This window comes from Bradyrhizobium sp. STM 3809, from assembly GCF_000239795.1.
In the GTDB taxonomy this organism is placed as follows: domain Bacteria; phylum Pseudomonadota; class Alphaproteobacteria; order Rhizobiales; family Xanthobacteraceae; genus Bradyrhizobium.
Map to the genome: position 1 here is coordinate 1 of NZ_CAFJ01000633.1, position 11320 is coordinate 11320.

11 protein-coding genes are annotated in these 11320 nt (G+C 67.4%); 5 read left to right on the forward strand and 6 right to left on the reverse strand.

Going from position 1 to position 11320, the window contains the following annotated elements; translation table 11 throughout:
* Positions 1-485: 485 nt before the first annotated feature.
* Complete coding sequence (locus BRAS3809_RS28215) at positions 486-2093, reverse strand: Na+/H+ antiporter (protein WP_008965419.1); 1608 nt, start codon at positions 2091-2093, stop codon at positions 486-488.
* A 30-nt stretch (positions 2094-2123) separates the two neighbouring features.
* A complete protein-coding gene (locus tag BRAS3809_RS28220) occupies positions 2124-2498 on the reverse strand; it encodes a nuclear transport factor 2 family protein (protein ID WP_008965420.1) in 375 nt (124 codons plus the stop codon).
* 242 nt (positions 2499-2740) lie between these two features.
* On the opposite strand from BRAS3809_RS28220, the gene BRAS3809_RS28225 reads away from it, so the two are divergent.
* Complete coding sequence (locus BRAS3809_RS28225) at positions 2741-4648, forward strand: caspase family protein (protein WP_008965421.1); 1908 nt, start codon at positions 2741-2743, stop codon at positions 4646-4648.
* On the opposite strand, the gene BRAS3809_RS28230 is transcribed toward BRAS3809_RS28225, so the two are convergent.
* Both BRAS3809_RS28230 and BRAS3809_RS28235 read right to left on the reverse strand, forming a co-directional pair.
* On the reverse strand, positions 4649-5341 hold the full coding sequence (locus BRAS3809_RS28230) for a DUF1345 domain-containing protein (RefSeq protein WP_008965422.1): 693 nt from the start codon (positions 5339-5341) through the stop codon (positions 4649-4651).
* A gap of 15 nt (positions 5342-5356) precedes the next feature.
* Positions 5357-6277 (reverse strand): polyprenyl synthetase family protein, encoded by a 921-nt coding sequence (locus BRAS3809_RS28235; RefSeq protein ID WP_008965423.1) that lies wholly within the window; start codon positions 6275-6277, stop codon positions 5357-5359.
* A gap of 143 nt (positions 6278-6420) precedes the next feature.
* Here BRAS3809_RS28235 and BRAS3809_RS28240 point away from each other — a divergent pair, with 143 nt between their 5' ends.
* From BRAS3809_RS28240 to BRAS3809_RS28250, 3 genes are all read left to right on the forward strand, one after another.
* Complete coding sequence (locus BRAS3809_RS28240) at positions 6421-7134, forward strand: transglycosylase domain-containing protein (RefSeq protein ID WP_170323343.1); 714 nt, start codon at positions 6421-6423, stop codon at positions 7132-7134.
* Positions 7135-7307: 173 nt separating this feature from the next.
* Positions 7308-7490: a 50S ribosomal protein L32 gene (gene rpmF / locus BRAS3809_RS28245; RefSeq protein ID WP_006610266.1), complete on the forward strand. Its 183-nt coding sequence runs from the start codon at positions 7308-7310 to the stop codon at positions 7488-7490.
* A gap of 182 nt (positions 7491-7672) precedes the next feature.
* The gene (locus BRAS3809_RS28250; protein ID WP_008965425.1) at positions 7673-8428 is read left to right on the forward strand and encodes a hypothetical protein; all 756 of its coding nucleotides are present in this window, start codon (positions 7673-7675) and stop codon (positions 8426-8428) included.
* 35 nt (positions 8429-8463) lie between these two features.
* Here BRAS3809_RS28250 and BRAS3809_RS28255 read toward each other — a convergent pair whose 3' ends face one another.
* Entirely contained in the window at positions 8464-8742 is a 279-nt protein-coding gene (locus BRAS3809_RS28255; RefSeq protein ID WP_008965426.1) for a hypothetical protein, read from the reverse strand.
* Between the two features lie 308 nt (positions 8743-9050).
* On the opposite strand from BRAS3809_RS28255, the gene BRAS3809_RS28260 reads away from it, so the two are divergent.
* A complete protein-coding gene (locus BRAS3809_RS28260; protein ID WP_240535790.1) occupies positions 9051-10718 on the forward strand; it encodes a bifunctional diguanylate cyclase/phosphodiesterase in 1668 nt (555 codons plus the stop codon).
* A 34-nt stretch (positions 10719-10752) separates the two neighbouring features.
* Here BRAS3809_RS28260 and phaR read toward each other — a convergent pair whose 3' ends face one another.
* Positions 10753-11319 (reverse strand): polyhydroxyalkanoate synthesis repressor PhaR, encoded by a 567-nt coding sequence (phaR, locus tag BRAS3809_RS28265; protein ID WP_083839178.1) that lies wholly within the window; start codon positions 11317-11319, stop codon positions 10753-10755.
* Position 11320: the final 1 nt, after the last annotated feature.

Consider the following 11320-nt stretch of genomic DNA (forward strand, 5'->3'; position numbering starts at 1 on the left):
TCGGGGCCCGGCCTTCCCTGCGCCCTCTGTTGAGAGAGGGCCGCGAGAAGATCAATGCTCGGACGCGACACGCGGGCGCGAGGATGATGAACTGCGTCTATGAGGATGAGTTTCAGCGTCTCCAAACGCCGCCGTTGTCCCGGGCAAGCCGCGCCAACGCGCATGCGTTGGCGTGGCGCCGACCCGGGACCCATATTCCCAGGAGGGAATGTGTGGCACGCTGGAGCTGTCAGCCTTCGTCACCATGCTGGCCGGTGGTTATGGATCCCGGCGTTCGCCGGGATGACACCGAGTGTGAGGCTGCAAGTGTGGCGTCCGGGCAGGAGCTACGATGTGCCGGCTCACCCCCAGCCGGTGCGGACGTACACCGCTCCATCGCCGTCATTGCGAGCGCAGCGAAGCAATCCAGGGCTACGCGCGGGACTCTGGATTGCGCCGCTGCGCTCGCAATGACGCGTGGCGAGAGGTTGCCCACGACTCCCGTCCTACAACGGCAATTGCCCGTACTCCCGGTTGGCCAGGCTGGCCTCCTCCAGATCGAGGTCGCGCTCGATGCGGCGGCGGGTTTCGTCGGTGATCTGGCCGTCGCGGAGCATGGCATGAATGGTCTTGCGCTCGACCCCGATCAGCTCGCGCGTCAGCGCGATGCCGAGCGCAGAGGCGTCGTCCTCGTCCGGATTGAGATTCTCCGGCAGCTGGTTGACGCGGACCTCGTGCCGCGCGCGCAGCAGCCGCACCACCTCGTCCGACAGCTCGCGGTCATTGGTCATCGTCTCCAGCGATTGCAGCGCGCGGCCGAGCACCTCGCGCCGCGCCGCGATCTCCTGTGCGTGCTCGCGCACGTGCTCGGCGCGCCCGGTCCGGCCGACGCCGAGCCAGCGCACCACGAGCGGCAGGGTCAGGCCGAGGCCGATCAAGGTGAAGAAGATCACGCCGAAGGCGACGAACAGAACCTCGTCGCGATAGGGAAACGCATCGCCGGTCGAGAGCGTCAGCGGCAGCGCCAGCGCGGTCGCGAGCGAGACCGTGCCGCGCACGCCGGTGAAGCCGATGATGAAGGTCTGCTGCCACGGCGGCAGCGGATCCCTGGCGCGCAGCGCAGGGCTCAGCACCCGCGGCAGGATGGTCGCCGGAAACGTCCAGGCGAAGCGCGCGACGACGACGATCGCGACCACCAGCGCGGTGGCGATCAGGATGTCGTCGAGCGGAAACACCTTCGACTTCTCGTAGATCAGCCGCATCTGGAAGCCGGTCAGCAGGAACAGCATGCCCTCGATCAGGTAGACCACGAGGTCCCAGAAGAACACGCCCTGCAAACGGGTCGCCGAGGAGATCCACAACGGGCCGTTCCAGCTCATGTACAGCCCGCAGGCGACGGTCGCGATCACGCCGGAGCCGCCGAGATGCTCCGGAATCCAATAGGCGAGATAGGGCGTCAGCAGCGACAGCGTGATCTCGACCCGGGTGTCGTCGGAATAATGCCGGGCGCGCAGCATCAGCCAGCCGACGCCGATGCCGAACGCGATCTCGCCGACCACGATCGCGGCGAACTCGCCCGCGGCGACCGGAAGGGAGAAGGTGCCGGTGGTGATCGCGGCCACCGCGAAGCGGTAGAGGATCAGCGCGGTCGCGTCATTGGCGAGACCTTCGCCTTCGAGGATGACCATCACCCGCCGCGGCAGATGCAGCCGGCGCGCAATGGCGAGCGGCGCCACCACGTCGGGCGGTGCGACGATCGCGCCGAGCAGGAAGCCGAGGCTCCACGGCAAGCCGAGCAGCGTGTGGGTCGCGACGGCGACCATCGAGGCGGTGAAGATCACGCAGCCGACCGCGAGCAGCACGATCGGCCGCAGATTGCGCTTGAACTCGCGCCAGCTCATCGCGACGCTGGAGGAATAGATCAGCGGCGGCAACACGACCAGCAGCACCAGCTCCGGCGGCAGCGCGAAGGCCGGCATGGTCGGCACGAAGGCGAGCGCGATACCGGCGAGCATCAAGAGGATCGCCGGGGCCAGATTCGTCCGCCGCGCAACGAGCGCGGTTCCCGCGAGCACCGCCAGCAGGATCAGGAAAATTTGAAAGTGAGCTTCCATGAGGCGTGGCCTGGCGACGCGGCGCCGGGCTCAGTCCCGGAGATCGTAGCGGTAGGACTTGGAGACGATCTGCCAGCCATCCTTGAGCTTCATCGCGACGAGATAATCGGTGAAGTAGCGCGGCGGCAGCTGGCAGCGCACCTTGATGAAGGCGGTCTTGTCGTCCGAGCGGTCGATGGTGACGATGAAGTCCTCGCGCGGCTTGCCCTCGCCCTTCGCGGAGGGGCGCTTGCGCACCCAGGCCAGCCAGTCCGGCACGGTCAGGATCTTGAGCTCGCCATTCTCGACCCAGCGCAGATCGGCGCTGGGATGGAACACCGCGCCGAGCTTGTCGGCATCGCCCTCGTAGAGCGCATCGAAATAGCCCTGCACGACGGATTCGACGGTGGAACGGTCTGCGCTCATGGCCAACTCCTGGGACCCCCGGGGGACAAACAAGGATCGCATTTTCGATGCAAAACCGGGCTTGGCAAGCCATGAACTGCACCCGATGCTGGGTCGACAGACATAGACTGGCTGGAATCGGATGTTCCGGGAATCATCGGATGTTCCAGGAAGAGAGGCTTTGCGTGATTCCGATCACAAGCCGGACAGGCTTGGTCTGATAGGCAGGGTCTGAAGGTCTCCCGGGCTGTGGGGTAGGTGCGATGTCGTGGTCATCTCGATTGGGCGGTTACATTGTTGCGGCGGCGGTGCTGCTGGTCGGCCATCCCGCGCTCGCCGACAAGCGGGTGGCGCTGGTGATCGGCAATTCGGCCTATCAGAACGTGCCGCAGCTGGCGAACCCCGCCAATGACGGCGCGGTGATGACCCAGACCTTCAAGAATGCCGGCTTCGACGTCGTCGACTACCGGCGCGATCTCACCGCGCGGGAGACCCGCCGGGCGCTGCGCGATTTCGCCGATGCCGCCCGCGATGCCGATATCGCCGTGGTCTATTATGCCGGTCACGGCATGGAGGTCGAAGGTTCCAACTACCTCATTCCGATCGACGCGCGGCTGGAGCGCGACACCGACGTCTATGACGAGACGCTGTCGCTCGACCGGATCCTGGTCGCCGTCGAGCCGGCCAAGAAGCTGCGGCTGGTCATTCTCGACGCCTGCCGCGACAATCCCTTCACCCGCAACATGCAGCGGACGGTGGCGACCCGCAGCCTCGGCCGCGGCCTCGCCAAGGTCGAGCCGACCAGCCCGAATACGCTGATCGCCTATTCGGCCAAGGCCGGTTCGACCGCGCAGGACGGCGACGGCAAGAACTCGCCGTTCACCCTGGCGCTGTCGCGGCACATCGCGACCCCCGGCCTCGACGTCCGCAAGGCATTCGGCTTCGTCCGCGACGAGGTGCTGAAGTCGACCAGCAATCGCCAGGAGCCCTTCGTCTATGGTTCGCTCGGCGGCGAAGACGTTCCGCTGGTCCCGGGCGTGCCGCGCGTGGTCACGCAGATGCCGGTCACGCCGCCGCCGCCTGCGGCCAATCCGCAGGCCGACATCCGCCGCGACTATGAGCTCGCGATGCAGGTCGGCAACAAGGGCGCGCTGAACGCTTTTCTAGCGCAATACCCGGATGGGTTCTATGCGAGCCTCGCCAAGCTGCAGCTCGAGAAGCTGGCGGCCGAGGAGAATCGCGCCGCGGCCGCCGAGAAGGCCCGCGTGACGGAGGCCGAGCGGGCACGGCTCGCGGCGGAGGGCGCGCGCAAGGACACGCTGGCCAAGGCGGAGGCCGAGGCGAAGGCGGCCGAGCAGGCGCGGCTGGCGGCCGAGAGGGCCAACCAGCTGGCGCAGCAGCAGGCGGCGGACGCCGAGAAGAAGCGCCAGGAGCAGCAGCTCGCGGCGGTCGACAATCCGCGCGCGGCGACCTCGCCGGCCGCAGCCCCGCAGCAGGGGCCGCAAGTGGCCTCGCTGACCCCGGCGTCACAGCCGGCTGATCTTACCAAATCCGTGCAGATCGAACTGCGGCGCGTCGGCTGTCTCACCGAGGATGCCGACGGCGATTGGGGCTCGGCCTCGCGCCGCTCGCTGTCGCAGTTCAACCGCTATGCCGGCACCAGACTCGACACCCAGGCCGCGTCGGCGGATGCGCTCGAAGCGATCAAGCTGAAACAGTCCCGCGTCTGCCCGCTGGTCTGCCAGCACGGCTATAAGTCGGACGGCGACCGTTGCACTCGCATCGTCTGCGCCCAGGGCTCGTTCGTGAACGACGACAACGAGTGCGAGAAGCGGCGCGACCGGAAGCCGGTCGCCAAGCGCGACAGCAGCGACGACGAGGATGCGCCGTCGCGCCGCCGGGCGCGTGCGATACCCGAGCCGGGCGTGCCGATGGCAGCGCCGAACATCGGCGTCGGCGTGGGGATCGGTGTCGGTGGCGGCGGCCTCGGCGTCGGCGTCGGGATGGCGCCGAGCATGGCTCCGCCCAAGCCGCAGGCGCGTTCGAAGCCGCCGTCGGGCCAGGTCTATTGCGACGCCTATCTGTGCCGCCCGGTCAGGCAGGGCTGCCGACTGGAATATCGCGGCGGCGGCGGCCCGGCCAACAACGCCAGCGTCGAGGTGTGCAATTGATCAGGACGAGATCACGCTGGCCGCGATGTTGACCATCAGGGCGACGAGGGCGGTGTTGTAGACGAACGAGATGATGCCGTGGACGGTCGCGGTGCGGCGGATGATCTTGTCGGTGATGCCGACATCGGAGACCTGGGCGGTCATGCCGATGATGAAGGAGAAGTAGACGAAGTCCCAATAGTCGGCGTGCTCGTCCTTGTCGCCGCTCGGGAATTGCAGGCCACCGGGCTTGGCGCCGCGGTAGTAGTCGTGGGCGTAGTGCAGGGCGAAGGTCGCGTGCACGGCGGCCCAGGACAGCGAGACGGTGAGCAGCGACAGCGCCAGCGCCGGGGCGTCGCGCTTGGAGGCGCCGAGTTCGAACACGATCGCGGCGATGCTGGCGAAGGCGCCGAGCGCGGTCACCATGAGGATGACGAAGCGGCCGTCGTCCTGCATGACCGCCTTGCGGCGGATGTGCTGGTGCTCGCTGCGCAGCATCATCACCGCGACCAGCACGAGGTAGAGCGCGGTGAAGATGTCCCAGCTGATCAGGAGCCGCGTGATCAGCCGCAGGGCCGGCGGCAGGAGAAAGAACGCGATGACGGCGATGCCCAGCGATATGAAGGTACGCGGGCGCGCATAAATGATGCGCAGGGCTGACGGCAGGCGTGCGAAGCGCGCCAGCACCGGATCGTCGGGATGAAGTCCGGTCAACCGCGCGGTCCCGGCTCAGCTCTTGCGCTCGGCCACGAAATGCGCGGTGGCGCGCAGCACGTCGCCCTTGGCGCCGAAGATCGACAGCGCGGCGTCGCCGCGGGCGAGCAGGTCGCGGACGCGCTGCTTGGCGCCGGCGATGCCGAGCTGGGTGACGAAGGTGGTCTTGCCGAGCTCGGCGTCGGCACCGGCCGGCTTGCCGAGCGTGGCGGCGTCGCCCTCGACGTCGAGCAGGTCGTCGGCGATCTGGAAGGCTTCGCCGAGCGCGCGGCCGTAATCGTCGAGTGCCTGGTACTCCGCCGCCGAGGCCTGGCCGAGCAGGGCGCCGGCAATGCAGCCGAAGCGGAGCAGGGCGCCGGTCTTCATCTGCTGCACGCGGGCGACGTCGACCGGATCGCGATCGCCGAAGCGGCCCTCGCCGGCGAGGTCGAGGATCTGGCCGCCGGCCATGCCGCCGACACCGGCGCAGCGCGCGAGCGCCCGGGTCAGCGCCAGGCGGACCCCGGCGTCGGGATGGATCTCGTCGCGGGTGATGATGTCGAAGGCGATGGTGAGCAGCGCATCGCCGGCGAGGATCGCGGTGGCGTCGTCATAGACCTTGTGCAAGGTCGGGCGGCCGCGGCGCAGGTCGGAATTGTCCATCGCCGGCAGGTCGTCATGGATCAGCGAGTAGCAGTGGATGCATTCCAGCGCCGCGCCCGCCAGCAGCGCGCCACGGCGGGGCACGCCGAACACGGCGGCGCTCTCGACCACCAGGAACGGGCGCAGCCGCTTGCCGCCGCCGAGGCTCGAATAGCGCATCGACTCGATCAGCCGCTTGGGACGGGCGATCTCGTCGGCCAGCGGCGCATCGGACAAAAGCTCGCCGAGCAGCGCTTCGGTCTCCTCCGCGGTCTTGTCCAGGCGTTGGGTGAAGTCGGTGGCCGTCGCGGTCATTTAGGAAGAGCTCCAGGGGCAAAATTCGCCGGACAATCGTTGATGGCGGCGACTTCGTCAATTGCGGGGACGGTGCCGTCTTTCGGCCGCAAGGGCGGAAAAAAGCAGGAAACGTGATGGAGATGTCGGATAATCCGCCCCTCATGGCCGCCCCCGCCGCGGTCCAACCCGAGCGACGCCTGCCCTTGCGTACCGTCAGAACCATCCTCCTGGCCGCCGTGCTGGTGCTGCTCGTGCCCTATGTCCTGACGCCGTTCTATGCGCTGGGTCACCCGGTCTCGACCCTGATGCTGTGGCGGACGATGACCGGACGGCCGGTCGAGCGGCGCTGGATCGATCTCGCGGCGATGTCGCCATACCTGCCGCGCTCGGTGGTGGCCGCCGAGGACGCCAAGTTCTGCACCCATCACGGCATCGACTGGGGGGCGCTGCGCGAGGTCATGGACGATGCCGAGGACGGCGAGGTGAGCCGGGGCGGCTCGACCATCACCCAGCAGGTCGCCAAGAACCTGTTCCTGTGGCCGGGCCGCAGCTATGTCCGCAAGGCGCTGGAGCTGCCGCTGGCGCTGTGGATCGACCTCGTGCTGCCCAAGCGGCGCATCCTCGAGATCTACCTCAATATCGCCGAGCTCGGCCCGGCCGGCCAGTTCGGGGTCGAGGCCGGCGCGAATTACGCGTTCAACCGCTCGGCGGCTGGCCTGGGGCCGCGCGAGGCGGCGCTGATGGCCTCGATTCTGCCGAACCCGGTGCGGCGCAGCGCCCGGACCCCGGGTCCGGGCGTGCGGCGGCTGGCGGCCACCTATATCATGCGGGCGCAGGCCCAGGGCCTGCAGACCTGTTGGGGAGAGCGGCGCTGAGGTCTGGGAGGCCCGGCGAAATTTGGCCCAAAAATGCCTCGGAGAGCCCTAGCCATGCCGCAACCCATCCTCTATAAGCGCGGCCTTGATCGGCATCCGGGCTCGCCAGCTTCATGGCTGCAGCCGTCCCTTTGCGGACGATGCCTTGCAAAAATACCCTAGAGGATACCGATATGGCCGTCCCCAGAAGAAAAACTTCGCCGTCGCGCCGCGGCATGCGCCGCTCGGCCGATGCGATCAAGAAGCCGACCTATGTCGAGGACAAGGACTCCGGCGAGCTGCGTCGTCCGCACCACCTGGACCTCAAGACCGGCATGTACAAGGGCCGCCAGGTCCTGAAGAAGAAAGACGCCTGATTGCCCGTGCGGGTCGCCGTCCCGGCTGCCCGAATTCGGCCATCGATGAGGTTGAAATCGGTCCCGCGCGATTGATTCGCCGGGACCGATGCGCATGTGTCATGCGTTAGCGACTCTCGTTGATTCGTCGGACACCATCGATTCCGCGCCGCCCTTCTGCCGGCGCCATAAGGCTCCAACCGATGTCCATGGTCGGTTTCCCGCTGCTGCTGATCCCGCTGGCGATCTACAACATGATCGTCTTCCTGATGCCCGGGGTCGCGTTCAGCGAGATTCTGCTGCGCCTGCAGCTTCCCTCCGGCGAGGTCTGGACGATCTCGCTCGGCGACATGCTGCTGGCACTCGGCGTGCTGCTGCTGTTGCTCGAGGTGATCAAGGCGGCGAAGCCGAACGGCAAATATCTGACCGACCACCTGCTGTCGCTCCTGGTGTTCGGCGGCGCCGCGGCCGAATTCGCGATGTGGCCGAAGTTCGGGAACTCGACGTTCCTGCTGCTGACCCTGCTGGCGATGGTCGACTTCTTCGGCGGCATCGCGCTGCGCACGAAGCGTGCCGCCCGCGCCGCCGTTGCGGCGCCCGCTTCCGTTCCGCCGCCGATGGTGGAGGAGTCTGCCGCGGATCCGGCGCCTGAGCCCATCGAAGCGCCGGTCTCGGTGCCGCTCAAGGAACCTGTCGGAGAAGCTGCGAAGGTGGATCCTCAGCCGGCGGCTCCCACCGCGCCGCGCGTGGAAGAGCCGACCGATCCCGTGCCGGCCGCTGCCTCCGTCGCCGAGTCCGTGCTGCTCGATCGATCCGTTCCTCGGCCGGCTCCCGTGCAGACGACCGGTTGGGTCTCGGAGGTCAAGGAGGCCGAGGTGGTTGCGCCAGCGGTTCCTGAGCCGCCCAAATCCGAAATACCCAGATCCGAAATACCCAAGCCTGAAGCACCCCAAGCCTGAAACGCCCAAGTCCTGAGGCGCAGGGCAGCCGTCGCTCAGATGATCTCCCGGGTTCGCCCGCCCGCCCGCGCGACCGGCTGAAGTCTGGCCGCATAGGCATTGTGAACGTCCGCCGCCGCCGCGCGCCTGAGCGTGCGGGTCTGGGGCAATTGTTCGGCCGTCGCGATCAGCTGGGTGACGAATCCGGCATCGGGCCGCGCCGCCCCCACCGTCGTCGCGCGGCGCTCGTAGCCCCGCGTGACCGGCAGCAGGGCCAGTGACCGGGATGCCTCATCCACTCCGCGCGAGCCCTCATCCTGATTGATCGTTAACATCGTCCCACCACACCCGGCGCGACTGTCACATTATGGGACGCCAGGGCCTTTCACCATCCGACGTCGCAAGGGCAATGCCGTGCCGCCGCCCCAGGTCCTGTGCCGCTGAAAGATGGTTGACGCGGTTCCGACGCGTGCCTGTCGTGCCGGCATGCTCTCCGTTAACCAGAGATGCGTAGTCTGATTCGCGAGGTCTGCCGCCGCTGCGCGCGCGGGTAGGTGGCGGCCCGTCCTGAAAATCGACGCCGGACCGCGCCGGCCTGTTCCAGAACGAGGCGATCTTGACATCCGATTTGCCGCAGACAGCGATGATCCTGGCGTCCCTCGGCCAAGCCGCTTTCGTGTGGGATCTGGCGAGCGACGTGATCGTCTGGAGCGATCATGTCGGCGCTGTCTTCGCCGACGTGCCGCTGCCGCAACTGTGTAATGGCGGCGAGTTCGCCAAGCTGATCGAGCCGGACCGCAACATCCGGTCCGAGGTGATGCGCCAGGCGACGCCGCTGCACGGTGCGGCCGGCACGCCGTATCGCATCGAGTATGGCGTCCGGACCCATGCCGGCGCGCCGCTGATCTGGGTCGAGGAGACCGGCTGCTGGTACGCAGGCTCCGACGGGAAGCCGTCCCGCGCCCAGGGCATCGTGCGCATCAACAACGAGCGCCACGCGCGGGAAGAGCAATTGCTCAAGCTGTCGCGGCACGACCCGCTGACCGGCGAATTGAACCGGCCTCACTTGCTGGCCACTCTTGCGGAGGTGATCGAGGAGTCGCAGCGCTTCCGCTTCTCCTGCGCCTTCATGCTGGTCGGCATCGATCATCTCGCGCGCATCAACGACGCGTTCGGCTTCGACGTCGCCGACGGGGTGGTGCTGGAGGTTGCGCAGCGCATCCGGGCGCGGCTGCGCGGCGGCGACGCGCTGGGGCGCTTCTCCGGCAACAAGTTCGGGCTGATCCTGAAGAACTGCACGATGGACGATATGACCATCGCCGCCGAGCGCTTCCTGGCGGCGGTCCGCGACGACGTGGTGCCGACCAAGTCGGGTCCGGTCGCGGTCACCGCGACGATCGGGGCCGTCAGTGTGCCCCGACATGCCCGGTCGGTCGAGGAGGCCGTCAATCGCGCACACGAGACGCTCGATTCCGCCAAGCGACGCCGAATCGGGTCGTTCTCGACCTGGCGGCCGAATGTCGAGCGCGACGCACAGCGCAAGGTCAACATCCGCGTGACCGACGAGATCGTGACCGCGCTGAACGAGCGCCGTATCGTCACCGCGTTCGAGCCCGTCGTGAATGCGCACACGCGCATGCCGGCGTTCTACGAATGCCTGGTGCGGATGCGCCAGGATGACGGCCGCGCCCTGCTGGCCCCTGACGTCGTGCCGGTGGCCGAGCGACTCGGCCTGATCCGGCTTGTCGATCATCGTATCCTGGAGCTCGTGGTGGCGGAGCTGGCGAGCTCGCCGACCGTCACGCTGAGCCTCAATATCTCGCCCGAGACCACCATGGATCCGGACTGGTGGGCCTCGATCGAATCGATGATGCGCGCCCACCCGGGCGTGGCCGAGCGGCTGATCGTCGAGATCACCGAGACGGTGGAGATCCAGGACATCGACGATCTGCGCGGCTTTGTGACCCGTCTGAAGGACCTGGGCAGCCGGATCGCCATCGACGATTTCGGCGCCGGCCACACCTCGTTCCGCAACCTGCGCAAGCTCGGCGTCGACATCGTCAAGATCGACGGCGCGTTCGTGCAGAACCTGGTGCGCTCCGCCGACGACCGCGCCTTCGTGCAGACGCTGGTCGAACTGGCGCGACGGCTGCAGATCAAGACTGTCGCGGAATGGGTGCAGGACGATGCGTCGGCTGCGCTGCTGCGCGACTGGGGCTGCGACTACATCCAAGGCCGGGTGATCGGCCTCGCCTCGGTCGACCGTCCCTGGCTCGCGGGCAACCGAATGGAGTTGCCGGCGGCAAGCTGACGGCCGCCGGCGCTCTTAGGTCTTCTGCTGCAGGTCAGCCCTGCTGCTCGTCCTTCTTCGGCTCGGACATGCGGTCGAGCCGGTCCTGCATTTCCTTCATCTGGCGGCGCAGCTCGTCGATGTTGTCGTCGGCGGCCGCCGCAGGCTCCGCGGCTTTCTCTTCTGTCCGAACCGCGGGCGCGAACGGCTTGAACATCGAGAAGGTCTGCTGGAACAGCTCCATGTTGCGGCGCACCTGCTCCTCGAGCGGCGCGAAGGGCGTACCGCTGAAGGTGTCGGCGATCTGCTTGCGGAACTTCTCCTGCTCCTTGGTCAGCGTGTCGATCGACTGCTCCAGATACTTCGGAACCACCATCTGCATGCTGTCGCCATAGAACCGGATCAGCTGGCGCAGGAATGTGGTCGGCAGCAGGTTCTGGCCCGCCTTGTTCTCCTGCTCGAAGATGATCTGCGCCAGCACCGAGCGGGTGATGTCGTCGCCGGTCTTGGCGTCGTACACCAGGAAATCCTCCCCGTTCTTAACCATCGCGGCGAGATCCTCGAGGGTCACGTAGGTACTCGTCCCGGTATTATAGAGCCGCCGGTTCGCGTATTTCTTGATA